At 62.5% G+C, this 22958-nt stretch carries 24 protein-coding genes (1 of these 24 cut by a window edge); 10 read left to right on the top strand and 14 right to left on the bottom strand.

Features of this window, described 5'->3' with window-relative positions; translation table 11 throughout:
• Positions 1-3: 3 nt before the first annotated feature.
• Positions 4-777 carry an enoyl-CoA hydratase gene (locus IEC33019_RS14860; protein WP_043213863.1) on the top strand — a complete coding sequence of 258 codons (774 nt, stop codon included), beginning with the start codon at positions 4-6 and terminating at the stop codon, positions 775-777.
• Between the two features lie 35 nt (positions 778-812).
• Here the strand turns inward: IEC33019_RS14860 and IEC33019_RS14855 are convergent, their stop codons facing one another.
• Positions 813-5357, bottom strand: coding sequence for a DUF6543 domain-containing protein (locus tag IEC33019_RS14855; RefSeq protein WP_070092830.1), 4545 nt, complete (start codon positions 5355-5357; stop codon positions 813-815).
• A gap of 327 nt (positions 5358-5684) precedes the next feature.
• Between IEC33019_RS14855 and IEC33019_RS14850 the strand changes: the two genes are divergently transcribed.
• The 5 genes from IEC33019_RS14850 to IEC33019_RS14830 all read left to right on the top strand — a co-directional run bounded on the left by IEC33019_RS14850 (position 5685) and on the right by IEC33019_RS14830 (position 7644).
• The gene (locus IEC33019_RS14850) at positions 5685-6089 is read left to right on the top strand and encodes a TraR/DksA family transcriptional regulator (RefSeq protein WP_043213866.1); all 405 of its coding nucleotides are present in this window, start codon (positions 5685-5687) and stop codon (positions 6087-6089) included.
• Positions 6090-6268: 179 nt separating this feature from the next.
• Positions 6269-6463, top strand: a complete 195-nt coding sequence (locus IEC33019_RS14845) for a hypothetical protein (protein ID WP_070092829.1) — start codon at positions 6269-6271, stop codon at positions 6461-6463.
• 51 nt (positions 6464-6514) lie between these two features.
• The gene (locus IEC33019_RS27390) at positions 6515-6691 is read left to right on the top strand and encodes a hypothetical protein (protein ID WP_157765893.1); all 177 of its coding nucleotides are present in this window, start codon (positions 6515-6517) and stop codon (positions 6689-6691) included.
• Between the two features lie 279 nt (positions 6692-6970).
• Complete coding sequence (locus IEC33019_RS14835; RefSeq protein WP_070092828.1) at positions 6971-7441, top strand: hypothetical protein; 471 nt, start codon at positions 6971-6973, stop codon at positions 7439-7441.
• The gene (locus tag IEC33019_RS14830; protein WP_070092827.1) at positions 7438-7644 is read left to right on the top strand and encodes a hypothetical protein; all 207 of its coding nucleotides are present in this window, start codon (positions 7438-7440) and stop codon (positions 7642-7644) included. Before IEC33019_RS14835 ends, IEC33019_RS14830 begins: the two co-directional genes overlap by 4 nt.
• Before the next feature lie 27 nt (positions 7645-7671).
• Here IEC33019_RS14830 and IEC33019_RS14825 read toward each other — a convergent pair whose 3' ends face one another.
• From IEC33019_RS14825 to IEC33019_RS14795, 7 genes are all read right to left on the bottom strand, one after another.
• Positions 7672-8037, bottom strand: a complete 366-nt coding sequence (locus IEC33019_RS14825) for a Na+/H+ antiporter subunit G (protein WP_070092826.1) — start codon at positions 8035-8037, stop codon at positions 7672-7674.
• Positions 8034-8312: a K+/H+ antiporter subunit F gene (locus tag IEC33019_RS14820; RefSeq protein WP_043213878.1), complete on the bottom strand. Its 279-nt coding sequence runs from the start codon at positions 8310-8312 to the stop codon at positions 8034-8036. Before IEC33019_RS14820 ends, IEC33019_RS14825 begins: the two co-directional genes overlap by 4 nt.
• Complete coding sequence (locus tag IEC33019_RS14815) at positions 8309-8797, bottom strand: Na+/H+ antiporter subunit E (RefSeq protein ID WP_070092825.1); 489 nt, start codon at positions 8795-8797, stop codon at positions 8309-8311. The genes IEC33019_RS14820 and IEC33019_RS14815 overlap by 4 nt, the downstream gene beginning before the upstream one ends.
• Complete coding sequence (locus IEC33019_RS14810) at positions 8794-10473, bottom strand: monovalent cation/H+ antiporter subunit D (protein ID WP_070092824.1); 1680 nt, start codon at positions 10471-10473, stop codon at positions 8794-8796. Before IEC33019_RS14810 ends, IEC33019_RS14815 begins: the two co-directional genes overlap by 4 nt.
• Positions 10470-10814, bottom strand: a complete 345-nt coding sequence (locus IEC33019_RS14805; protein WP_043213881.1) for a Na+/H+ antiporter subunit C — start codon at positions 10812-10814, stop codon at positions 10470-10472. The genes IEC33019_RS14810 and IEC33019_RS14805 overlap by 4 nt, the downstream gene beginning before the upstream one ends.
• Complete coding sequence (locus IEC33019_RS14800) at positions 10814-13729, bottom strand: monovalent cation/H+ antiporter subunit A (RefSeq protein ID WP_099593729.1); 2916 nt, start codon at positions 13727-13729, stop codon at positions 10814-10816. The genes IEC33019_RS14805 and IEC33019_RS14800 overlap by 1 nt, the downstream gene beginning before the upstream one ends.
• Before the next feature lie 150 nt (positions 13730-13879).
• Complete coding sequence (locus IEC33019_RS14795) at positions 13880-14830, bottom strand: DMT family transporter (RefSeq protein WP_070092822.1); 951 nt, start codon at positions 14828-14830, stop codon at positions 13880-13882.
• Positions 14831-14913: 83 nt separating this feature from the next.
• Between IEC33019_RS14795 and IEC33019_RS14790 the strand changes: the two genes are divergently transcribed.
• Positions 14914-15477: a helix-turn-helix domain-containing protein gene (locus IEC33019_RS14790; RefSeq protein ID WP_070092821.1), complete on the top strand. Its 564-nt coding sequence runs from the start codon at positions 14914-14916 to the stop codon at positions 15475-15477.
• Between the two features lie 4 nt (positions 15478-15481).
• On the opposite strand, the gene IEC33019_RS14785 is transcribed toward IEC33019_RS14790, so the two are convergent.
• Positions 15482-16039, bottom strand: a complete 558-nt coding sequence (locus tag IEC33019_RS14785; protein ID WP_070092820.1) for a cysteine hydrolase family protein — start codon at positions 16037-16039, stop codon at positions 15482-15484.
• 82 nt (positions 16040-16121) lie between these two features.
• Between IEC33019_RS14785 and IEC33019_RS14780 the strand changes: the two genes are divergently transcribed.
• The gene (locus IEC33019_RS14780) at positions 16122-17105 is read left to right on the top strand and encodes a GlxA family transcriptional regulator (RefSeq protein WP_070092819.1); all 984 of its coding nucleotides are present in this window, start codon (positions 16122-16124) and stop codon (positions 17103-17105) included.
• A gap of 13 nt (positions 17106-17118) precedes the next feature.
• Here IEC33019_RS14780 and soxR read toward each other — a convergent pair whose 3' ends face one another.
• Positions 17119-17559 (bottom strand): redox-sensitive transcriptional activator SoxR, encoded by a 441-nt coding sequence (gene soxR, locus IEC33019_RS14775; protein WP_070092818.1) that lies wholly within the window; start codon positions 17557-17559, stop codon positions 17119-17121.
• A gap of 85 nt (positions 17560-17644) precedes the next feature.
• Here soxR and IEC33019_RS14770 point away from each other — a divergent pair, with 85 nt between their 5' ends.
• Positions 17645-18025, top strand: a complete 381-nt coding sequence (locus tag IEC33019_RS14770) for an antibiotic biosynthesis monooxygenase (RefSeq protein ID WP_070092817.1) — start codon at positions 17645-17647, stop codon at positions 18023-18025.
• Here the strand turns inward: IEC33019_RS14770 and IEC33019_RS14765 are convergent.
• Complete coding sequence (locus tag IEC33019_RS14765) at positions 18004-18774, bottom strand: alpha/beta hydrolase family protein (protein ID WP_070092816.1); 771 nt, start codon at positions 18772-18774, stop codon at positions 18004-18006. The genes IEC33019_RS14770 and IEC33019_RS14765 overlap by 22 nt on opposite strands.
• Complete coding sequence (locus IEC33019_RS14760; protein WP_099593727.1) at positions 18758-19870, bottom strand: DUF3182 family protein; 1113 nt, start codon at positions 19868-19870, stop codon at positions 18758-18760. Before IEC33019_RS14760 ends, IEC33019_RS14765 begins: the two co-directional genes overlap by 17 nt.
• 176 nt (positions 19871-20046) lie before the next feature.
• Here IEC33019_RS14760 and IEC33019_RS14755 point away from each other — a divergent pair, with 176 nt between their 5' ends.
• Positions 20047-21855 (top strand): aminopeptidase P family protein, encoded by a 1809-nt coding sequence (locus IEC33019_RS14755; protein WP_070092814.1) that lies wholly within the window; start codon positions 20047-20049, stop codon positions 21853-21855.
• A gap of 52 nt (positions 21856-21907) precedes the next feature.
• Here the strand turns inward: IEC33019_RS14755 and IEC33019_RS14750 are convergent, their stop codons facing one another.
• Together IEC33019_RS14750 and rhtA are read right to left on the bottom strand one after the other, a co-directional pair.
• Positions 21908-22189: a hypothetical protein gene (locus IEC33019_RS14750; RefSeq protein WP_070092813.1), complete on the bottom strand. Its 282-nt coding sequence runs from the start codon at positions 22187-22189 to the stop codon at positions 21908-21910.
• Between the two features lie 190 nt (positions 22190-22379).
• A protein-coding gene (gene rhtA / locus IEC33019_RS14745) for a threonine/homoserine exporter RhtA (RefSeq protein WP_070092812.1) crosses the window boundary here: on the bottom strand, positions 22380-22958 show its 3' portion. It continues 309 nt past the right edge of the window; the window shows 579 of its 888 coding nt (coding positions 310-888); the start codon falls outside the window, past its right edge; its stop codon occupies positions 22380-22382.

Genomic DNA, 22958 nt, shown 5'->3' with positions numbered 1-22958 from the left:
TGCATGGCATTCGAAACCATCCTGTTGGACATCCACGGCAAGGTCGGCCTGATCACCCTTAACCGGCCGCAGGCGCTCAATGCCCTGAACGCGCAGATCGTCGGCGAAATCAACCAGGCCCTGGACCAGCTAGAGCGTGACCCGAACATTGGCTGCGTGGTGCTGACCGGCTCCGCCAAGGCCTTTGCCGCTGGCGCCGACATCAAGGAAATGGCCGAGCTCAAGTACCCGCAGATCTATGTCGAAGACCTGTTCAGCGACGCCGATCGCATCGCCAACCGCCGCAAGCCGATCATCGCTGCGGTGTCCGGCTTTGCTTTGGGCGGTGGTTGCGAGCTGGCGATGATGTGTGACTTCATCCTGGCCGCCGACAACGCCAAGTTTGGTCAGCCGGAGATCAACCTGGGCGTGCTGCCGGGCATGGGCGGCACCCAGCGTCTGACCCGCGCGGTGGGCAAGGCCAAGGCCATGGAACTGTGCCTGACCGGGCGCCTGATGGGCGCCGAAGAGGCCGAACGCGCCGGCCTGGTGGCCCGTGTGGTGCCGCAGGCCGAGCTGCTCGAGGAGGCCCTGAAGGTCGCCGCGACCATCGCCAGCAAATCGATCCCGGTGAGCATGATGGTCAAGGAAAGCGTCAACCGCGCCTTCGAAGTCACGCTGAGCGAAGGTGTACGCTTCGAGCGTCGGGTGTTCCATGCAGCCTTCGCCACCGAGGACCAGAAGGAAGGCATGGCTGCCTTCATCGCCAAGCGCGAGGCGCAGTTCAAAGATCGTTAAGAGCAGTCGGGGCGCCTCAAGGCGCCCCGGTCGTTTCAGACGTTGAAGAAATACTGCTGCGCATCGGCCAGGGAAATTGGGCTGCGGTAGACCTCCTCGGTCTGCCCTGTTTCCGGTCGGCTGACCTGCGCGCCCTGGGCGTATCGCTGCGCTGCGGGCTTGAGGTGACCCGCGACGAAGGCGTGCTTGCCGGCCTCGAGCGTGCGGTAGTGAAAATGCGCGACCCACAGCAAGGATTCGTCCTTGTAGATCCCATAGTCGTCGAGGTAGTCCGCAGGCCTGCCCTTGACTCGGGCGAGCAGCTTGCGCGGGTTCTCCACGCGCACTGTCACGGCACCCTGATCGATGAGAAAACGCAGCTCGGCCATTCGCGGTTTTTGCGCCAGCGCCGCCTTGGTGCGCAGTTCGATCGCCTTGCTGGTCAGCTGAGCGTCCAGGTCTTCAAGCGCTTTGATCGTCCCGGCTGCATCGCGGTTGCCACGGACCTCGTCCGTCTGGTTGTCCGCCGTCAGGTGCTTTTCGATCGCTTCGCGCAAGGTACGCAGGCGGTCACGCTGGTGGTGCAGCAGTTCTTCTATCTCGATGGGCAGGTACTGGCTGAATGTACCGCCTTCCAGGCGCTGCAGTTCTTTGCGCGCGGTCTGCAGACGCGCTTGGCTGTCCTTGAGTAGGTGCTTGAGCTTGCGCACGGTCGCAGGTTTGGCAGGTGCTTGCTCCGCAAGCGCCACCCAACGATCGTTGTCCAGTTTGTAGGCGCGTGAACTGGCATTGTGCGGCGCGATGGGGACATCGACGACGGTATCGTCGTCCGGGCGGACATTGCCCAACAGCACGTCGCCTTCCTGGGTTTCGATCAAGCCTGGCACTTGCTCGCGCAGTTGGTTGACGGTGTTGCTGGGGAGCGTTGCCGCGTACTCGTCGAGGGTGGGTTGCAGTTCCTTGGCGGCGCTGTCGATGTCTTCCTGCAGGCGAGTCAGCGCTGGCTGGGCAGTGTCCAGGTTCAAATGGGACTTGAAATTGCCCAATTGGCGACGTGCCGCCTTGAAGTGACGGTCGATGCTGGCGGCCAGCCGACTGACCACATCGTCATTGGGCTGATCGAGCGCCAGCAGTTGCTGGCGCTGGGCAAACGCCAGGTCGAGACTTTCGCCGCAGTGCTGCAGCCAATACTCGCTGTCATCGTCGAGCGCTTCGAGCAGTGACAAGCGATTGAAGCAGGCCTCGATGCGGGACCAACGCCACGCCAGTGGCGACCTGACGTTTTCCCAATCGAGCGAGGCAGCTGCGAGGTACTCGGTGATCTTCGGTTGGGAGAGGCTGGCCAGACGTTCGAGTTGCGCCATGCCATCGACCAGGCTCTGGCTGTTGTCCAGCAAGGTGTTCAGCAAGGGCAACAAGGTATCGATGCGCCGGTTCAGGGTGCGCTTGTCCGCCTCGGTCAGCTCATAGCCCCTTTGCTGCATTTTGATCATCCCATCGAGCTGCTCGTGGATGGGCGCGTGCAGCCAAGACAGGGTTTCATCGATCTTCTTTGCGTATTGCAGCTGCTGGGACAGGGCGTAGGCGCGTTTGATCTTGTACTCACGCAGCGGTTTGAGCGCATTGAGCTGACTAATGCGCATCAAGTGCTTTTGCCAGAACGTCACGAAGTCCTGAAGCTTTGCCAGGTAGTTGCGCAGGATGCCTTCAGGCGCCTTGCGGTGGGCCAGCTTCGCGACCTTGTCGAGGTATTCGCGTTGGGTCTTCTGGTAGGTCACATCCTCCTGGATCTGGGTCTGCAGGGTTTCCAGCTCTTGCTGGTTGGCGATGCGCAACTGCTCGACCCGGCTATGAAGCGGCATGCCTGCACGCAGGCGCAGCCCCAGGTCCAGCAGCCAGCGACCGGCCGCATCTCGCAGCAGCCAGGGGCCTTTGATGAGTTCGTCTTTGCTGTCGACGATACGTGGGCACTGTTGGTGGGCGTCGAATTCGACTTGGTAGACCTTGTCACCGAGTGCGGCCCAGCTTCGGTCTCTGTATAGATACAGGCCCTTCAACGGGCCGCTGGGGATGGGCTTGCCCAACTGGGCCAGAGGGGTGTCCGCGCCGAGTGCCTCCAGGGCTTTTCGTTGTGAGGGATCGAGCGTGCGCTTAGGGTTTGCCCAAGAGAAGTCGAGCACCTCCTCGCGTGGCGATACGGCCAGTGTGGGCAGGGCCGGCAGCATGGCTGTGGCAGGGTCGGATTGGAAGCGCTGCGAGGCGGTTTTACGCAGTACCTCGATGCGCTTGAAGGCATGGTTGAGCAGCAACAATGCCAGGTTGAAGAGAAACTCCACCAGCGCGGCGATGCGCTCGCCGGGGCTCTGGTTCTGGTGCTCGCCCACCAGTTCGAGGAAGGCGGTTTCCAGCTGGACTGTCCAGAGCGGCGCGGCCAAGGGTTCGGCCACAAAGGGCAATGCGGTGTTCAGGAGCAGCCAGCCCAGGGATTTCCAACGCTCCCAACGGGCCTGGGCGCTGGTCTGGGCCTTGACTTGGAACTGGCGGATGGTTTCCTCGATGCACCCTTGGTAAATGGCCTGCGCAGGGTCAGCCAGCGGTGGTTCCAGCGCCAGGGTCACCGGCGCGGGAGTACCGAACGGAACGGCCCAGTCGTCCTCCAGGGGGTGGAACAGGTGGGGTTCGAGGAAACCGCCATGGGCATAGACCTTGCGGTCCTCTTCGGGTAAGCGATCGAGCAGGTCGTCTTGCAATGCGCCGGGGGCTGCGATCGCGTCAAGCAACGCTTGTCTGTCGTCGAAGGCCAGTAACGGCTCGCGGTGCAGCGGGCGGTAGAGCAGGCACGGCTGTGGGGTGGCAGCTTGCGCTTCGATCAGCCAGGTGTTGAGCGGATGGTCAGGGCTGGCATCGAGGCTTCTCAGCAAGCCGAACGGGCGCAATTGCCACGAAGTACTGCGTTGCGAGGCATCGCTGAACACCTCGCCGATACCCTTGATCACGTCGAAGTCTATCGGTTCGCCCTGCAGGTTCAGCGCCATCGCAAGGGCGGGTAGTTGGGTATGCAATTGCTGTCTTAGCAACGACTCGCGACGTGACCGCTGCGAAGGATCATCCAGCAGCGTGGCGCGCAACATCGCAGGGTAGTGCTGGGCGACATCCACCTGCGTGATCAGGTTGCGTAAATAGGACTCATCGAACCATGCGGGCACAGGCTTGCCGTCGAGTGCCTGGAGCGTGACCTTCCCTGGACGCAGCAGCCCCAGGTTGCTGATTGCCAATTGGGGCAGGGTGAACATTTGAGTGTGTGGTGTGATGTCCGTGGCGATGATTTCCTGGACGGGCAGTGCGGCGACGGTGGTTTGAGCGTTGACGACCCTGAGCATGGAGAGGTCCAGGTCAGCCTCGGGGTGGTCCTTCAGGATGCGAGCCTGGAGCTTTTGCGTGGCGAAGCTCTGGGCATCGTCTACACCATCGAGCCAGGAGGTGTACTGGGCGTCATGGTAGCCCTGGGCAATTTGGGTCAGCATTGTGCTGTAACGAAACAGTTTTTTCGGGGGAGCGTCCTTCAGCCATGCGGGCAAATGGCTCGCCAGACGCTCGTGCAAGCTGGCCTCGGCCGGGCTGCACAGGCCGAACATCGATGTCAGGCGGTCGAGGGCGGTCGACAGATCGGTCGCGCGGACCAGATCGTCCTCCAGCCAGGCGCTCAGTTGTGATCCGTGCAACTGCTGGCACAGCACGCCAAGTGCCTGGCTTTGGAAGTACGGCAGGGTTGGGGGCACCAGGTGCACATCTGGCCCGGATACACCAGGTAATGCTGGCCAGGGCCTTGCGGCATGGCTCAGCAGTGCCTGGCGTGAAGGAAAGGACATCAGTTTGCCAGTGGGCGTGTAGAGCAGTGTCGTGCGCGGCTCGGAGCGCTCGCTCGCGCGCTCGATCAACAAGGCGCTGGAAAGCGAAGGATCCAGTTGCCAGTTGTTCACGAAGTCCATGCGCAAGTTGTTGACCTGGATGGGGGAGGCGTCGAGGCTGGCTTGCGTGGTGGGGGCAGGATGCGATTGCACCCATTGCGCCGCGCTCAGCGCTTCGGTAGACAGCGTCGCGTCACGTTGGCTGTCCTGCACGGCCTGGGTGAACTGTTGCTGCAGGTAATCGCTGTACCACTGCCAGGGGGTCTGTCCTTTGTCATCGGTGTCGCCCCAGAAGGCGATCAGGGCCTGTTGATACGCCTCCAGCATGAACGGGCCGCATTCGTTGATCATGAGCGCCAGCGGATACAGATCAAGTGTCAGCGCCTTGCCTGGGTCATGTTCTTGCACGGGGGTAACGTAGTGCTCGTGGGGTGTCAGGTTCAGCGTGCGGCGTAAGCAAAAGCGCTCGACCAGCACGTGACTCAGCGGACGGATGAAGGGCGGCGCCGAGTCCGGCCCGAGGCTGACCAGAAACAGCTCCTGAGGGTCCGCGTCAGACGGTAGGCGGCGTGTCAGCCATTGTTCGGCCAGCACTTGGTCGGCAATGTCGAACAGGCCAGGGCGGGTATTGAAGCGGATCGCTACCTGGCACTCGAGGTTTGGGCTTGCGGGGCGTTGGGAGGTATTGCTCATGGGATGGCTCCGAAACTGAACGGTCCATTAGCAAAGCCGCCTTCGTGAGGTCGCGGTCGGTAGCCGGCTACTACGTGTTACAGGGTCTTGCCTGACTGTTGCGCGTTGCAGCGCGAAACCGACGAACTGTTGCCGTGGCGCAGGGCGCAATTGGCTGCATTTCGGGTAAATTCACGGATCAATGGTGTTGCCCCATACGGCCCGCCGCCTTAGACTGCCGCCCCCTGTAAAACAGAGCCGGTTGGCGCTTTAAGAATTTCGTTGCCCACGAACTGTCGTTGGCGACACCCGAATCGCCCAAATGCCTATATTTTCATAGAGAAATCGATGACCAAGGAACAGTTGCTGGCTATGTCGGCCGATGACTACATGAACGCCGAACAGTTGGCTTTCTTCACTGGCCTGCTGCAAGCGATGAAAGTCGAAACCCACGAGCGCATCGAGCTGAGCCGCGCCACCATCGAAAGCCTGGACACACCTTCTGATCCGGCCGACGTGGCCTCGGTGGAAGAAGAGCGTCACTGGCTGGTCAACGCCATCGAGCGTGACCAGCGCCTGCTGCCACAGCTGGAAATGGCCCTGGGCCGCATCGCTGACGAAAGCTTCGGCTGGTGTGACGACAGCGGTGAGCCCATCGGCCTGCAGCGTCTGCTGATCAGCCCGACCACCAAGTACTGCATCGAAGCTCAGGAACGCCACGAACAGCTCGACCGCCACCAGCGCCAGATCTGATCGTCACGTCCAGCAAAGGCCCCATGAAGCGATTCATGGGGCTTTTTGCGTTTTCGCCTGTTGGGCGCATTTGTTGCTGTGGGTGCAATACAGCTGTACTGGCATGCGCTTTTTCCACCTGCTTGGCGGGCGTATGATGGCTATATCGTTAGGTTGCTAATTAAGTTCCGGAGGGGATGATGACTAGCCGAGTCGATGTCGCCGTCATGATTGGTTCAGGTGTGCCTGCGACACTGCAGGCCATGGGCCGCCGTGTCTGTTGGGTGGTGTTGGTCAATGGTGAACGCCGCGGTACAGCCTTTGGCAGTCGCAAGGAGGCAGTCGAATGCCAGGCGGCCTGGGTGGCGCAACTGCAAAAGGGCAAGGCCGCCTGAGCGTTGGGAGGGCTATCGCTCAAGCTGGCGTGCCAGGTCACAGGCGTCCTGATGGCGGCGCCGAAAACCTTTGATGCGACCGGTGGTGCGTTCGGCGACATGAAAGAAATCGACGCCTGCGGGAATGACGATGAACCTGGGATTGCATTTGCCAAGGCAAGAAATGCGCTGGACCTCTCGACGGATTTCGGTGTTTTCGTGCATATTCTTTCCCCTGTAATGCGCTGATGGATACCGGGCCTGTTCTTCGAAGGGCCTGACATTATCTATTGCATCTTTTCCTGCAAATTTATTGTCAGAACATTACGTTTCCTATCGAGGAAACTGCCGAAAAGCCGTCTTGGGGTCTTGGCTGGCACGCTAGAGTAACGATTCCTGCCTGCCGCATCGCATGCCTGCACAGACGTTTCGTGCATCGCTTCATTAGTCTTTCATGACATCAACTTGAAATGACCGCGCCCCCCGCGCTTTCGGTGGGCGCCTGTAACCGGTTCGAGGAATTCTTCATTGGCAGTCAGTACACTGGATACCCACGCGTTGTTCGCCTTGGGCGATTTGCGGGCCAAGTTGGCCAAGCTGTTCCACGGGCGTTTCATCTATGTCACCGAGCAGAGCCCCGATGGCCTGTACATGGCTGAGATCGATACCGATGACGCTCTGGTGGTCGACAACAAGCAGCACCTTGAATTGAAAGTGGGTGACCACTTCCGCGCGGCGGTACTGCCCAGTCGTGAGGGGGGCAAGCTGGAGCTGCGTTTTCGTGAAATCAAGATGAATGTCTATGGCATTGGCGACTATGCCTTTGTCTCGGTGCCGGAAGGTGAAGGCATCGTCTTTCGTGAAGGGCATGGCGTGATGTTGGTGTTCGCAGCGCAGCAACAGGTGCAGGAAGGCCTGGGCAAGCTGCTCAAGGCCGTGACCGGCAAGGTCGCCAAATGGCGCAAGGGCGAGCTGACCACCTTCAAGGCCAGCGAATGAGCGACAAGGCGCCCACGGGAAGGGCGCAGTTTCATCGAGAGCACCAGGCGCAGGCCGTAGAGCAGGCCGAACGTCTGCTGGCGCAACGCGAGGCGTTGGGCAGCGCCTGGCTGGCTTGGGTCGCGGGCCAGCTGTACCAGCTCAGCCCGCCTGAGTTCGCCGCGATGGTACGTCGGGAGCTGCAACGCCTGAGTCAGGGTTGAGGCAGCTCACGTGTCTTGATACGGGCGTCAGTTCCCGCCGCCCCGCCCGCTGCTGACTTCTTCCGGCACGCTCTCTCCAGAGGTGCGCTTGCGGAACAACGCCGCCCTGGCCAGCAACAGTGTGGTCACCGGCACGGTGATCGACAGCAGCACCGGTATCAGCCACGCGTGCAGGACCGGGCCTTGCTTGAGCCAGGAGAAATACAGGATCGAGGCCAGGCACACGCACCAGGCGCCCAGGGTCGAGGCCAGCGCCGGAGGGTGCATACGCTGGAAGTAGTCTTTCAGCCGCAGCAGGCCCAGGGCGCCGATCAGGGCGAACAGGCTGCCCGCGAGCAGCAGCAGGGCGGTGACAAGCTCCAACCAGAACGGCAGTTCCAGGGCTTCATTCATTCGATCACCTCACCGCGCAGAAGGAATTTGGCCAGGGCGAAGGACCCGACGAAGCCGAACAGCGCAATCAGCAAGGCGCCTTCGAAATAGGTGTCGCTGGCATAGCGGATACCCAGGACCAACATCATCAGCATGCCCAGGATGTAGAGGTAGTCCAGTGCCAGGACCCGGTCCTGGGCAGAGGGGCCACGGAACAGCCTGACCAGTGCCAATGCCATGGCGATGGCGAAGATGAACAGGCTGGCGAGGACGGCGTTGGCAAGCAGGCCTGTCATTCGAAAATCTCCATCAGCGGGCGCTCGTAGGTGTGCTTGAAGTGCTCGATGAAAGCCGCTTCGTCCTCCAGATCGAACACGTGCAGCAGCAAGACGCTACGGTCCAGTGCCAGCTCCGACCAGACGGTGCCCGGCACCACGGTCGTGATCATGGACAACGCCGCCAGCCCATGGGCATCGCGCAGCGCCAGGGGAATGTGAACGAACGCCGAGCGCGGAGGCCGATGGCCGGCGCGTAGCACGCCACGGGCCACCAGCAGGTTGGAATGGATGACATCCAGGCCGACACGGCAGATCAGCCGCACGACAGCCCATGGGCGCCGGACATGGGCATGCTGAGGACGCAGCGGCGCCATCAGCAGCGGCGCAAGGATACCCAGGGCTGCGCCAAGCAACAGGTTGCCGGGGCTGACCGACAGGTTGAGCAGCAGCCACAGGCCAAACAGCGACAACGACAACAGCGGGGCGGGAATCAGTCGTCTCATGGCTGCACCTGTATGTCGGCGGTGGTCGGGCCAGGGACCGGACGTGTCGCCATCACGGCCTGGATGTAGGTATCGGGCGTCTGCAGGCTGGCGGCGGTGTCCTGGGTGTAGCGCAGCAAGGGTTCTGCCTGGACGCTGAGCAGAATGCACAGGCCCAACAGGATGACGATGGGCAGGCATTCATAGCGGCGCAGCAGGGGAGAAGGACGCTCTTCTGGCTTCCAGAAACGCTGGATGCCCACACGGCCGAAGGCGATCAGCGAGGCCATGCCCGAGAGGATCAGCAGCGCCACAAGGCACCAGGCGGAGGCGGACAGCGGCTGCTCGGTCGGCATGCCTAAGCCTTGGGGATTGAACAGCGCGCTGATCAGGCTCAGTTTGCCGATGAAGCCCGACAGCGGTGGCATGCCGATGATCAGCAAGGCGCAGGCGATGAAGCTCAGGCCCAGGAAGGCCATGGTCCAGGGAATGATCTGGCCGATCACCGCCTTTTGTTCGTCGTCCAGGTTGATGCCTTTGGGTGGGTGCAGCGACTCCAGCGGCGAGGGGATCCCATCGTCCTCTTCATCCAGTGGCGCCTCGTTGGCCGAGCGTGAGCGCTCTACCAGTTCGGCAAGCAGGAACAGCGCGCACAGGGCCAGGGTCGAGCTCACCAGGTAGAACAGCGCACTGCCCGTGAGAATCGGCTGGCCGAAACCGATGGCTCCCAGGAGGGTGCCGGCGGAGACCAGGATGCTCAGGCCGGCCAAGCGCTCCAGGCGCTGGGCGGCAAGAATCGAGAGTGCCGCCACGGCCAAAGTGGCCAGGCCGCCATAGACCAGCCATTGCCCGCCGAAGTGCGCTGAAGCGCCGGCTTGGCTGGAGAACAGCAAGGTCCACAGGCGCAGCACCGCATACAGCCCAACCTTGGTCATGATCGCGAACAGTGCCGCAACCGGCGCGCTGGCCGAAGCATAGGCCGGCACCAGCCAGAAGTTCAGCGGCCAGATACCGGCCTTGACCAGGAAGGCCATAGCCAGGATTGCCGCTCCGGCGTGCAACAGGCCGCGATCGGCCTCCGGCACCAGCGGAATTTTCAGCGCCAGGTCGGCCATGTTCAGGGTGCCGGTCACTCCGTAGAGCATCGCCGCGCCCACCAGGAACAGCGATGAGGCGAACAGATTGATGGCGATGTAGTGCAAGCCAGCCTTGACCCGGGCTCGTCCCGAGCCATGCAGCAGCAAGCCGTAGGACGCGGCCAGCAGCACTTCGAAGAACACGAACAGGTTGAACAGGTCCGCCGTCAGGAAGGCGCCATACAGGCCCATGAGCTGGATCTGGAACAAGGCATGGAAGCTGGCACCGGCGCCATCCCAGCGGGCTCTGGCAAAGAGCAGGGCACTGACGCCGATAATGCCGGTGAGGGTCAACAGCAGCGCGGACAGGTGGTCTACCACCAGGACGATGCCGAATGGCGCGGGCCAGTTGCCCGGCAGGTAGACGCCGATCGATTCGGCCTGCCCCTGGCTGCGCACCCAGCTGAGCAAGGTAATGGCGATGCCTAGGCCAATCAGGGTGGACAGAAGGTTCAGGCGCCCCTTGAGCGGGCGCCGCTTTTCGCCCAGTAACAGCATCACGGCTGCGGTCAACAGCGGCAGCAAGATGGGGGCGATGATCAGTTGGTTCATCAGGCTCATTCTTCACGCTCCCGGCCATCGACATGGTCGGTGCCGGTCAGGCCGCGCGAGGCCAGCAACACCACCAAAAACAGCGCGGTCATGGCGAAGCTGATGACGATCGCAGTGAGTACCAGGGCCTGGGGCAGTGGGTCGGTGTAGTGCAGCAGATCCTGCGTCACTCCCTCCTTGATGATCGGCTCCTTGCCGATGAACAGGCTGCCCATGCTGAAGATGAACAGGTTGACACCATAGGACAGCAGGCACAGGCCCATGATGACCTGGTAGGTACGGGGCCGCAGGATCAGCCAGACCCCGGAGGCGGCGAGCACGCCAATGGCCACGGCAATGACTTCTTCCATCAGGCGGCTCCTGCTTGGCTGGATTTGGTGGGCGTGCCCGGGCGATAGGCGCGTACCGACTGGTGCGCCAGGGCAGTGAGGATCAACAGCGTGGAGCCGACCACGACGGTATAGACGCCGATGTCGAAGAACAACGCGCTGGCCACATGCACGTCACCCAGCACCGGTAGGTGCAGGTGGGCGGTGTGGGTGGTCAGGAACGGGTAGCCCAGAAGCATGGCCCCGGCGCCGGTCAGGGTGGCACACAGCAGGCCCGTGCCCATCCAGCGCAGGGGGCGCAGGCTCATCTGCGCCTCGACCCATTGGGTGCCGGCGACCATGTACTGGAGGATGAACGCCACCGACATCACCAGGCCAGCGACGAACCCGCCACCTGGCTGGTTGTGGCCGCGCATGAACAGGTACATCGACACCACCAATGCAATCGGCAACAGCAGACGAACCAGCGCGGCCGGCACCATCATGAAGCCCAGGGCGGTGTCGGTGGCATGGCGCGGGTTGATCAGATCCGTGACCACATCCGGGGCCAGCGAGCGTTGCTGGGCCGGCAACTGCATGCTTTCCTTCGGTGGGCGGAAGCGCCGCAGGAGGGCGAAGACGGTCAGGGCCACGGCCACCAGGACGGTGATTTCGCCGAGGGTATCGAAGCCGCGGAAGTCCACCAGCATCACGTTGACCACGTTGGTACCGCCGCCCTGGGGCAGGGCACGGCTCAGGTAGAACGAGGAAATGTCGTTGGGCGTAGGACGGGTCAGCATGGCGTAGGACAAGAGCGCCATGCCACCGCCGACCAGCATGGCGAGCAGCAGGTCGCGCAGGCGACGCAGGCGTGCACGCTCCTGGGTTCCGCCCAGCGCCGAGACACCCTCGATGCGTCGTGGCAGCCAGCGCAGGCCAAGCAGGATCAGCACGGTGGTCACCACCTCGACCACCAGCTGTGTCAGCGCCAGGTCAGGGGCGGAGAACCAGACGAACGTGATGCAGGTCATCAGGCCGCAGACGCTGACCATGATCAGCGCCGCCAGACGGTGGTACTTGGCTTGCCAGGCGGCGCCTATGGCGCAGGCGATGGCAATCAGCCAGAGCGCGACGAATACCCCGGACCCTGGGATTTTCGGCCGGTCACCCCAGGTCAAGCCGCCGTGCAGTATCGGCAGCAACCCGGCGAGGAAGGCCGCCAAGGCCAGCATGAACAATTGTTTCTGCAGGCGGCGGGTGGTCAGAAGCCCTTCAAGGCGGCGGGCCAGCAGCATCAGGCGCACCAAGCCACGTTCGAACAGGCGTTTGCCGTTGAAGCGTTCGATCAACGGGGGGTGAGGGAAGCGACCTCGACGCAGTTGTTCGCGCAGCAGCAGGTAGAGCACCACACCGCCGCACATGGCGATCAGGCTCATGATCAGCGGAGCGTTCCAGCCGTGCCAGATGGCCAGGCTGTATTCAGGCAAGGTTCCGCCGACCACCGGCAGTGCGGCCGCGGCCAGCAACGGGCCGACCGACTGGGCGGGGAAGATGCCTACCACCAGGCACGTCAGCACCAGCAGTTCTACCGGCGCGCGCATCCAGCGCGGCGGCTCGTGGGGGGTGTGCGGCAGGTCCTGGGCGGTGGGGCCGAAGAAGACGTCGACAGTAAAGCGCAGCGCGTATGCCACGCTGAAGGTCCCCGCCAGGGTGGCGATCACCGGCAAGGCGGCCTCGACCCAGGCCGTGGAGCTGATGAAGACTGTCTCGGCGAAGAACATTTCCTTGGACAGGAAACCGTTCATCAGAGGAACGCCCGCCATCGAAGCACTGGCCACCATGGCCAGGGTGGCGGTGAACGGAATCAGGCGGAACAGCCCACTGAGGCGGCGAATGTCACGGGTGCCGCTTTCGTGATCGATGATGCCGGCGGCCATGAACAGCGAGGCCTTGAAGGTGGCGTGGTTGAGGATGTGGAACACCGCGGCCACGGCAGCCAGCGGGCTGTTAAGGCCCAGCAGCAGGGTGATCAGGCCCAGATGGCTGATGGTCGAGTAGGCCAGCAGGCCCTTGAGGTCATTCTGGAACATGGCGCAGAAAGCGCCGAGCAGCAGGGTCATGGCACCGGCGCCGCCGACGATCCAGAACCACTCCTCGCTGCCGGAAAGCACCGGCCACAGCCGGGCCAGCAGGAATACCCCAGCCTTGACCATGGTCGCTGAGTGCAGGTACGCGGAGACGGGAGTTGGCGCTGCCATCGCATGGGGCAGCCAGAACTGGAAGGGGAATTGGGCGCTTTTACTCAGCGCGCCGATCAGGATCAATGGAAGCAGGACGGGGTATAGCGCATGTTGGCGAATCAGTTCGCCGGCAGCCAAGACCTTGTCCAGGTCGTAGCTGCCGACCACATGGCCGAGCAGCAGCACCCCGACCAGCATGCACAAACCGCCAGCGCCTGTGACCATCAGCGCCATGTAAGCGCCTCGGCGGGCATCGCTTCGGTGGTGCCAATAGCCGATCAGCAGGAAGGAGAACAGGCTGGTCAACTCCCAGAAGAACACCAGCTGGATCAGACTGCCGGAGATGACCAGGCCGAGCATGGCGCCCATGAATGCCAGGAAGAAGGCAAAGAAACGGGGCACCGGGTCCTGCGGCGACATGTAGTAGCGTGCGTACAGCGACACCAGTGTGCCGATGCCGAGCACCAGCAGGGAGAACAGCCAGGCGAAGCCGTCCATGCGCAAGACCAGGTTCAAGCCAAGGCTGGGCAACCAAAGGAACTCCTCGCGGATGACGCCGCCATGGGCGATCTGCGGGTACATCAAAGCTACCTGGATGGTGCCCGCCAGGGCGACGAGCCCGGCGAGAATGGACTCTGCGTTGCGTGCGTTGTGCGGCAGCAAGGCTGCCAGGCAACTGCCCACGAACGGCAGAAGCAATAGCACTATCAATGACATAGCGTTCTAATCTGGAGGAGTTTGCCAAGGATCATACGTGCCGAGGAGTTGATCACCAACACGCAAGCGGTTGAACATTCCTACATATGGGGTGTGAAAAGCTGTTTTTTTATAACAGTTTTTTTCAAAGCATAGCTGCTGAGCAGGACTTCACAGGCCCGGTTCGTGCTCGTGGACGTCGCGGCTTTCTTGCGTGGCCGGGCGCTCGTCGGTGCGTCGGATCTTCAGTTCGCTGACCACCACGGCGATCACGATCAGCAAGCCCCCAAGCAGTGCCAGGCCTGGCAGGCGCTCCCCGGCGATGCGCCCGACGATGCCGGCCCACACCGGCTCGCCGGCATAGATGAGGGTGGCGCGGGTGGGTGACACGGACTTCTGTGCCCAGTTCATCGCCACCTGGATCACCGCGCTCATGGCGCCCAGGCCGATGGCGCTGCATAGAAGCAGCCAAGAGAAGCCCGGGATGCGCTCCTGGGTCGGGACAATCATCAGAAACGCCAGGACCGAAGCGGTCAGCAGTTGAACCACCGTGACACGACGCACATCGACCTGGCCGGCATAGCGGCTGATCAGGATGATCTCGGCCGCGATGGCCACGGCGCTGACCAGGGTCAGCAGCTCGCCTTCGCTGAGGTTCAGGGTTCCGCTGTCAGGGCCTGCTACCAGGATCAGGCCGATGAAGGCCAGGCAGATCCCGAGGCTTGGCATCAGTCCTGGGCGGCGGCCAAGCACCAGCCACTGCAGCAAAGGCACGAAGGGCACATAAAGGGCGGTGATGAACGCCGATTGGCTGCTGCTGATGGTCTGCAGGCCCATGGTCTGCAAGCCATACCCGAGCATGATCGACACGCCGATGAGCATGCCGGCCTTGAGTTCAGTCAGGGTCAGCCCCGGTAGCGACCGCGCCGACACCAGGCCCACGAACAGCGCTGCGGCGGCAAAACGCAGACCGACAAAAAACATCGGGCCGCTGACCGTCATGACGTTATGCACCAACAGGAAGGTGCCCCCCCAGAGCATGGTAATGAATACCAGCACCAGTTCCGCCTTGCTCAAGCGCAGGGATACGAGGGGCTTCGATGAAGTGGAGGATGGGCTCATGGTCTTGCGCGCTCATAGAGGGCGGCGCACAATCGCCGCAAAGTGGGCAGTATACTGCGCAACCTTTACCTGTGAGCAATATAGTGCACAAAGATTCCTCGCACCGTGCCTCGGTGCTGCAACATGTCAGCCAGAATATCCGCCAACTGCGTCATGCCGCAGGGATGAGCCAGACGGCCCTGGCCGAACGTTCCGGGGTCAGCCGGCGCATGCTGGTCGCCATCGAGGCCGGCGAGAAGAACGTCAGCCTCACGACGCTCGACCTGATCGCCGAAGCGCTGGGCGTGGTCTTCAGTACACTGATCCAGGCGCCTGGACAGCGCGATCCAAGTCGAATCAACGAGCTTGCCTGGGCAGGCGAGCATCCCCTGAGCAAGGCGGTTTTGCTGGGTAGCAGCCCCGCCTTGCGTGAAGTCGAACTGTGGGAGTGGACCCTGGCGCCAGGCGAGTGCTATGTCAGCGACGCTGACGCCGAGGGGTGGAGCGAGCAGATCTACGTGGTCGCAGGCTGCCTGACGCTACTGATCGAAGCGCGCGAGCTGCGTTTGCAGGTCGGCGAGTTCCACGTGTTTCCCAGTAATTGCCGGTACGCCTATCGCAACGACGGCAGCGAGCCCACGCGGTTCGTGCGCAACGTGGTGATCTGACCCTTCAGGCTTCGTATTCGCCAAGCAGTTGCTCGGTGGATTCAACCCGGGCATAGGCGAACGCCAAGGCAGCCATGGATGCGGCCTGGACGTGGGCGGCAGGGACCTGCTTGCCGGCAAAGTCCAGGGGCAGGGTGGCGCAGGCGTCATGGGCCACCGCGACTTGGTAGCCCTGATCGGCGGCGGCGCGGGTCGCGGCATCGATGCACATATGGCTCATGCTGCCGACGATGGTCAGGGCCTTGACCTCATGCTGATCCAGCAGGGACTTGAGGTTGGTGTCGCGAAACGCATTGACCTGATGCTTGAGCACCACCGGTTCCCCGGGCTTCGGTGCGACCTTGGCATGGATCTGAGCACCTTCGGAAGCCGGGGCGAAGAACGGCGCGTCTGCGCTGTCGAACTCATGGCGAACATGCACCACCAGATCACCCCGTTCACGCGCGGCGTCGAGCAGGCGCGCGGCGTTGTCGGCGGCCGCCTCGGCACCGTCGAGGGTCCATTTGCCGCCGGGGAAATAGTCGTTCTGGATGTCGATGATGATCAGGGCCTGCTTGCTCATGCTGCCTCCTATGGCAGTAGTGGTTGGATGAGGATAGTTATAGGCTTGGGCGATTACCTTTGGCATTGGCGCGATCGACACAATGACGGCAAAAACTGACAGCCCCGGCACCCTGGAGATTGGCGTACTGGTCTACCCAGGGGCCCAAAACGCCGCGGTGATGGGCCTGACCGACCTGTTCGCGGTCGCCAACCGGGTTGCCGCGGAACTCGGTGGGGGCGAGCTGCCGACGTTGCGCGTCAGCCACTGGCAGGTCGAGGGTGATGGGCAGATGCGGGTGATCCATGACAGCTTGGCGCACCCCTCGCACGACGTTCGTGCGCTGGTGATTCCGCCAAGCCTGGCCTCGGCGCCCGCACCTGCGGTGCTCGAGCATCATCGCGCCGCCCTGTGCCGGTGGCATGGGCAGGGCACGGTGCTCGCCTCGGTGTGCATCGGCGTGTTTTTCATCGCCGCCAGTGGTTTGCTCGATGGTCGTCAGGCCAGTACTCACTGGAATTACGCGCAGGCCCTGGCCGAGCGCTTTCCCCTGATCGAGGTGGCGGCCAGCCAGCCATTGCTCGATGATGGCGACATCATGACCTCGGCAGGCCTGATGGCCTGGACCGACCTGGGGCTTCGCTTGCTGGAGCGCTTTCTCGGGGCGACCTTGGCCCGCGAGACCGCGCGTTATCTGGCGGTCGAGCCGCTTGCGACGACATCGCCCGGCGCACGTTTCAGCCCCCGCCTGGACCATGGCGACGAAGCGGTGCTCAAGGTCCAGCACTGGTTGCAGGGCAGTGGTGCGCAGGAGGCGGACCTTGCGACCATGGCGTTGTGCGCAGGGCTTGAGCCGCGTACCTTCCTGCGCCGTTTCCGGGCGGCGACGGGCATGCGGCCGACCGAGTATTGCCAGCAGGTGCGGGTGGTGAGGGCGTGCCGGCTTCTGGAGTTCACGCGGCGCAGTGTGGATCAGATCGCCTGGGGCGTGGGTTATCAGGATCCAGGAGCATTTCGCAAGGTCTTTCAACGCATCACCGGATCGACGCCCAGCGACTACCGTCGGCGCTTCGTCGCCCAGGTATGAGAGACCGTGGCCATCATTGTGGATGTGGCCCCGGACCTTCCTCGGCCAGGCGGTCCTGATGATTGCGCAGCGGGCATTCCTTGAGTGACAGGCAACCACAACCGATGCAGCCGTCCAGCTGGTCGCGCAGCAGAGTCAGTTCGTCGATGCGGCGATTGAGGTCTTCGCGCCAGCGAGCCGAGAGTCGGCTCCAATCCTCCGCGGTCGGGACGTGGTCATCGGGCAGGCTGTCGAGGGCCTTGGCAATGTCGGCAAGGGCGATGCCCAGTCGTTGGGCCATCTTGATCACGGCGACCCTTCGAAGCATCGAGCGCGGGTAGCGGCGTTGGTTGCCCGCGTTACGCGTGCTATGGATCAGCCCTTTGGTTTCATAGAAGTGCAGTGCGGTGACCGCCACGCCGCTGCGGGCCGCCAACTGGCCGACGCTCAGCATCATCTGATGGGTGCCAGGCATGAAAAACCCCTTGACCTTGAGTTAACTGGAGGTTTTACCCTTGTTAGCTATCGTGCAGCAAGCATCCGGAACAAGGAGACTGTCCATGGCGGCTCAGCCCCATTCTTTATGGTTCACTCAGATGATTGAATATGAAGTGCCGGCAGCCTGCCAGCATGCTTTGGCCGATGCCTTGGTGCTGCGCAGCGAGGAACTGGCCGCGCGCTGCGAGGGGTTGCTGGGCGTCAGTATTCAAGCCAGCGATGACGGCAGTCGGGTGCTCCAGTATCTGCAGTGGCAATCACGCCAGGAATGGGCGGCCGCCGCCAGTTTCTTCGTCGAGGAGCCTTTTCTCGACCTGTTGTGCATGCACCAGGCGCGGGGCGTGAACTTCGCTGCCTTCCAGACCTTGCGCAGCCTGGTACGAGGCAAGGACGGTGGCCTGCATTGCCAGGTCGGTGAACCTCAGGCGTACCATGGGGCGTAGTGCGGATAACGATCCAGACGTGCGCCGATGACCATCTCTGCGATCCATGACGCCAGGATCGAGCTGTAGCCTTTCTGACTTTCTTCGCTGGACAGCGCATGGTCGGCCCCGTCGACGATGCGATGGGTCAGGGAGTGGGCGGCAACGAACGCCGAACGGTAGCTCATCAGCGTGTTGTGCGGCACATAGTCATCGTGCTCCGACTCCACCAGCAGCACATCCCCGCCGAACTCGGCGCAGGCAGCCAGGGCGCGATTGTCGGCCGAGCCCAGAATCCGCTGACGATAGTTGTTCAGGCGCTGGCGGTCCAAGGCTTGCTTGGGGGTGCCCCAATCTTCGTCCCAATACAATGCCGGAACCCGTAAGGCCAGCCATTTGACTGGCCGCTGGGTGGTCAGCAGGGTCGCCAGGTAGCCACCATAGCTGCTGCCGATCAGGGCGATGGCGCTCGGGTCCACTGCCGGGTGGCTGGCCAGGTGGTCATAGGCGGCCAGCAGGTCGTCGAGGTTCTGTTGGCGGGTGACGGTCAGGCGCTGGCTTTCGGTTTTCTCGTGGCCGCGCAGATCGAAGGTCATGCACACGCAGCCCAGGCCGGTGATCTGCCGGGCTCGGGCCAAGTCGCGCTGTTGGCTGCCGCCCCAGCCATGGACAAAGAGAATGGCCGGCATCTTGCACCCGGGGCTGACCACCGTGCCGGCGATGTGACCGTCCTCGACCTGCAGCTCCACGGTTTCACTTTGAATGGTCATGGTGGCGTATCCGCGCATACTTGCTGAGTTGTCCAAGTTCACTGTCGTTTCCCTGGTAGAAAAGTGTGGCGTCGGCGGGCAGCCTGGCGGTGCCGAAGACTTCATGGCTCGAAGCGCGCACCTGTTGCAGGGCCGGGTCGTCGGCGAAGGCCTGAAGCGCCAGGACCTCGGCGCTGCTGGCTCCACCCAGGCGCCAGGATTGTTCCAGCACGCCGCAACGCAGGTGCTGGCGAGCGTCCAGTCCTCGGGCGATATCGTAGTTGCGGCGCGAAGCGATGAATCCTGGAAAGTGCTGCTGTGCAGCGCGTTCATAGGTCATCGCCTGGATGACCGCCAGGCGTAGATGATCTTCCAGCGGCAGTTGCAACAGTGCCTCATAGCCCCCTCGGACCACGATCAGGTCGGAACCGCCATAGATTTCGGTGCCTTGGTGATCGTGAGTCAGGCGCTGGGTGCCGTAATAGCTGCAGCGCAGTTGCCCCACGTGCACTTGACCGACGCTGAAGGTTTGCACCTGTTCCAGGTGCTCCTCGAGCACGAGGCCGACGAGCGCCAAGGTTTTATCGTCCATCGGCACAAGCATCGGCTCCAGGTCCTGAACGTCTTCGATCACAGCTTGTCCTCGTCCGGCGCAGGCCAGTACTGGCTTGACCCGCAGTGGACCCTCGCGTAGCAGCAAGCGCGCGGCCTGTCGTGCGTCGGCCTTGCTGAAGACGGTGTAGCCGCGCAGGAGCGCATCGCACGCGTCTTGGGCGAAGGCGTCGCTCCATCCTGGCGGGAAGTTGGCGTTGGCCGGCAGAGGGTGGGAGATCGCCTTGGTCGCCACGAACGGGAAGGGCACCACACCACCGAACAGATCGTCCTCGTCGAAGATACCGATGGCGCGGTAGCGTTGTGGATCAACCAGGGTTTCGGTGGGCAGGTAATAGTAGGCGCCGGTGCTGGGTGACGGCGGGAGGGGCTCCACGCGCTCGATGCCCAGCAGGCGCGCCAGGTAATCGGCGACTTTGAGATGGACCGCGTGCTCGTGCTCGGGGGTACGCTCCCGGGTATCGAGCAGGACAACGGCGGTTTTCGGATCGCTGGACGGGGGCATAGGCGATGTCTGTCCGCTGGGGGGTATGGAGTCTGAAGGCACTTGGACGGGCAAAGTTCAGCTGACATGATCAATGGCCGTCGCATGCTGAAGCAGAGCAGTGATTGCGGGCCATGGCTGGCTGCTCCATTATCGATGGCTTGGAATAGCCGACGATGTATCCCGCAGGAGTGCGAATGAATATTCAGTCCCCGATTCAGCAAAGCGTTCCGGCCCGGTTGGCGCGTATGCGCGAAGTGATGGCCGGTGAAGGTGTGGATGCCCTGCTGGTGCCTTCGGCCGACCCCCATCTGTCCGAGTATCTGCCAGGCCACTGGCAGGGCCGGCAGTGGCTGTCTGGCTTTCATGGCTCGGTGGGAACCCTGGTCGTCACGGCGGACTTTGCCGGGCTATGGGTCGATAGTCGTTACTGGGAGCAGGCTCAGCATGAGCTGGCAGGCAGTGGCATCGAGCTGATGAAATTGCTGCCTGGCCAACCGGGGGCGCTGGAATGGCTTGGCGAGCATGTGCGGCAACAGGGGGCGGTGGCTGTGGACGGTGCAGTCATGGCGCTGGCGTCCGCCCGGCAACTGCAGGAGCGACTGAAGGCTCGGGAGGTGCGCTTGCTGACCCATCTGGACTTGCTGGGGCAGGTCTGGGACGGGCGACCGGCGCTGCCAGGCAATCCGGTCTATCAGCACCTGCCGCCTAATGCCACTGTTAGCCGTGCGGAAAAACTCGCCGAACTGCGTCGGACCTTGACTGAGCGCGGCGCCGATTGGCACTTCATCGCAACGCTCGATGACATCGCCTGGCTGTTCAATCTGCGCGGCAGCGATGTGTCCTACAATCCGGTGTTCGTTTCTTTCGCATTGATCAGTCAGGAGCAAGCGGCGCTGTTCGTCGGCCCGGACAAAATCGACGATCACCTGCGGCATGTGCTCGCAGTCGATGGGATCACGGTGCGCGATTATGCCGAGATCGCTCAGGCCCTGGCCGCGATCCCGCCGCAGGCCCGCCTGCTGGTGGACCCGGCCCGTGTCACCTCTGGCTTGCTGGAGCATCTTGATGCCGAGGTGCGATTGCTCGAGGGGATCAACCCGACCACCTTGAGCAAGTCGCGCAAGCGTGACGAAGACTTGGTGCATATCCGTCAGGTGATGGAGCAGGATGGCGCGGCGTTGTGCGAATTCTTCGCCTGGTTCGAAGCCAACCTGGGCAAGCAAGCCATTACCGAGCTGACCGTCGACGAGCGGCTGAGTGCGGCGCGTGGGCGTCGGCCGGGGTTCGTGTCGTTGAGCTTCTCGACCATCGCCGCGTTCAACGCCAATGGCGCCATGCCGCATTACCGGGCGACCGAGGAGTCGCATGCGCTGATCGAAGGGGATGGCTTGCTGCTGATCGACTCTGGTGGTCAGTACGTGGGAGGCACCACCGATATTACCCGAATGGTGCCGATCGGCAGTCCTAGTCTTGAGCAGAAGCGGGATTGCACCCGAGTGCTCAAGGGCATGATCGCCTTGTCGCGGGCACGCTTCCCCCGCGGGATCCTCTCGCCATTGCTCGATGCCATTGCCCGTGCGCCGATCTGGGCTGATCAGGTCGATTATGGACACGGCACCGGCCATGGCGTGGGCTACTTCATGAATGTCCATGAGGGCCCGCAGGTGATTGCCTATCAGGCACCGACCCTGCCGCAGACGGCCATGCAGGCGGGGATGATCAGCTCCATCGAGCCAGGCACCTACCGGCCGGGAGCCTGGGGAGTGCGAATCGAGAACCTCGTCGTGAACCGCGAAGCGGGCAAGAGCGAGTTTGGCGACTTCCTGAGTTTCGAGACCTTGACATTGTGCCCGATCGATACCCGGTGCCTGATCCCCGAGATGCTTGGGGCGGACGATATCGAGTGGCTCAATCGCTACCATGCGACGGTGCGTGAGCGTTTGGCTCCGTTGCTCAAGGATGAAGCCTTGGACTGGCTCCAGGCGCGTACAGCGCCTCTCTGATGGGACGGTGCAACAACGAAGAAGGGCAGCCGATTGGCTGCCCTTCTTCATGTCATTTGCATAGGACGATCATGCTGCGGCTGGTATAGCCGGCAGGGTTGATGCCGAACAGGTAGTCGCCCGGTTCTTCGTCGGTCTCGCCGGAGCGGGCGATGACTTTGTAGCCACGTTTGCCACAGGAAGTGGCTGCCTTGCTGTAGCACTTGTCCCATGAGGAGGAGAGGCCTGAGCAGTTGATGTGCAAGCCCTTCTTCCCACGTTTCACCTCCGTTTTGGCGGTGGCGGCGCATCCAGCTATGGCCAAAATGGCCAGGATGAGAAAAATACGTTTCATTCCTGTCCTTAAAAGCAGAGCCGACCAGCATGCCTGGCCCTGTCGTTTTCTCGCTTTTCTTCCTGAAGTTTCTCCAACATCCCTGTTTTGTACAGTAAATAGCGTAAAGATCAAATTCTTATGACAGCTTAGCTAGCCAAGCAGGGTGCGACAATGGCAAATATCGTGTCAAATGAAAATATTTCTCATGTCAGTCTGCTGCTACGGTGGCGGGCGCTTCACGGCGCATCGACAATGTAGCGCCCACCGATGCGGTGATAATCGCCAGAATCGCCAGCCACTGCGCGAGTGTTAGAACCTCACCCAAGAATAACAGGCCTGAAAGCGCCGCAATGACAGGCTCTATGCTCATCAAGGTGCCGAAGGTCCGGGCGGGCATTTTGGTCAGGGCAATCATTTCAAGGCTGTAGGGGAGGGCCGTCGAGAGGATCGCAACGCCCAGCGCCACGGGGAGCAGAGCAGGGCTTAGCAGGGCGCTGCCTGCATGGGCGATGCCGATAGGGGCGACGAACAGTGCGGCGACCAGCACGCCAAGGGCGGCGGTCTGAATGCCGTGTTCAGCTCCTGCGCGCTGCCCATAAAGAATGTAGAGGGCCCAGCAGACCCCGGCTCCCAAGGCATAAGCTGCGCCTGTCGGGTCGATCGCGCTACCGGATTGGCCTATAGGGATCAACAGCATTAGACCAACGACCGCCAGGCCAATCCAAAGAAAGTCCACGACCCGGCGCGATGCGAGGATTGCCACGGCCAGGGGGCCAGTGAACTCCAG

Source organism: Pseudomonas putida (assembly GCF_002741075.1).
Lineage (GTDB): Bacteria > Pseudomonadota > Gammaproteobacteria > Pseudomonadales > Pseudomonadaceae > Aquipseudomonas > Aquipseudomonas putida_T.
This window is presented reverse-complemented; position numbering and strand designations above follow the sequence as displayed.

Bases quoted from the DNA above. Each gene is read 5' to 3' on its own strand.
- IEC33019_RS14860 (WP_043213863.1), top strand. From the start codon at position 4: ATGGCATTCGAAACCATCCTGTTGGACATCCACGGCAAGGTCGGCCTG.
- IEC33019_RS14855 (WP_070092830.1), bottom strand. From the start codon at position 5,357: ATGAGCAATACCTCCCAACGCCCCGCAAGCCCAAACCTCGAGTGCCAG.
- IEC33019_RS14850 (WP_043213866.1), top strand. From the start codon at position 5,685: ATGACCAAGGAACAGTTGCTGGCTATGTCGGCCGATGACTACATGAAC.
- IEC33019_RS14845 (WP_070092829.1), top strand. From the start codon at position 6,269: ATGACTAGCCGAGTCGATGTCGCCGTCATGATTGGTTCAGGTGTGCCT.
- IEC33019_RS27390 (WP_157765893.1), top strand. From the start codon at position 6,515: ATGGCGGCGCCGAAAACCTTTGATGCGACCGGTGGTGCGTTCGGCGAC.
- IEC33019_RS14830 (WP_070092827.1), top strand. From the start codon at position 7,438: ATGAGCGACAAGGCGCCCACGGGAAGGGCGCAGTTTCATCGAGAGCAC.
- IEC33019_RS14825 (WP_070092826.1), bottom strand. From the start codon at position 8,037: ATGAATGAAGCCCTGGAACTGCCGTTCTGGTTGGAGCTTGTCACCGCC.
- IEC33019_RS14820 (WP_043213878.1), bottom strand. From the start codon at position 8,312: ATGACAGGCCTGCTTGCCAACGCCGTCCTCGCCAGCCTGTTCATCTTC.
- IEC33019_RS14815 (WP_070092825.1), bottom strand. From the start codon at position 8,797: ATGAGACGACTGATTCCCGCCCCGCTGTTGTCGTTGTCGCTGTTTGGC.
- IEC33019_RS14810 (WP_070092824.1), bottom strand. From the start codon at position 10,473: ATGAGCCTGATGAACCAACTGATCATCGCCCCCATCTTGCTGCCGCTG.
- IEC33019_RS14805 (WP_043213881.1), bottom strand. From the start codon at position 10,814: ATGGAAGAAGTCATTGCCGTGGCCATTGGCGTGCTCGCCGCCTCCGGG.
- IEC33019_RS14800 (WP_099593729.1), bottom strand. From the start codon at position 13,729: ATGTCATTGATAGTGCTATTGCTTCTGCCGTTCGTGGGCAGTTGCCTG.
- IEC33019_RS14795 (WP_070092822.1), bottom strand. From the start codon at position 14,830: ATGAGCCCATCCTCCACTTCATCGAAGCCCCTCGTATCCCTGCGCTTG.
- IEC33019_RS14785 (WP_070092820.1), bottom strand. From the start codon at position 16,039: ATGAGCAAGCAGGCCCTGATCATCATCGACATCCAGAACGACTATTTC.
- IEC33019_RS14780 (WP_070092819.1), top strand. From the start codon at position 16,122: ATGACGGCAAAAACTGACAGCCCCGGCACCCTGGAGATTGGCGTACTG.
- soxR (WP_070092818.1), bottom strand. From the start codon at position 17,559: ATGCCTGGCACCCATCAGATGATGCTGAGCGTCGGCCAGTTGGCGGCC.
- IEC33019_RS14770 (WP_070092817.1), top strand. From the start codon at position 17,645: ATGGCGGCTCAGCCCCATTCTTTATGGTTCACTCAGATGATTGAATAT.
- IEC33019_RS14765 (WP_070092816.1), bottom strand. From the start codon at position 18,774: ATGACCATTCAAAGTGAAACCGTGGAGCTGCAGGTCGAGGACGGTCAC.
- IEC33019_RS14760 (WP_099593727.1), bottom strand. From the start codon at position 19,870: ATGCCCCCGTCCAGCGATCCGAAAACCGCCGTTGTCCTGCTCGATACC.
- IEC33019_RS14755 (WP_070092814.1), top strand. From the start codon at position 20,047: ATGAATATTCAGTCCCCGATTCAGCAAAGCGTTCCGGCCCGGTTGGCG.
- IEC33019_RS14750 (WP_070092813.1), bottom strand. From the start codon at position 22,189: ATGAAACGTATTTTTCTCATCCTGGCCATTTTGGCCATAGCTGGATGC.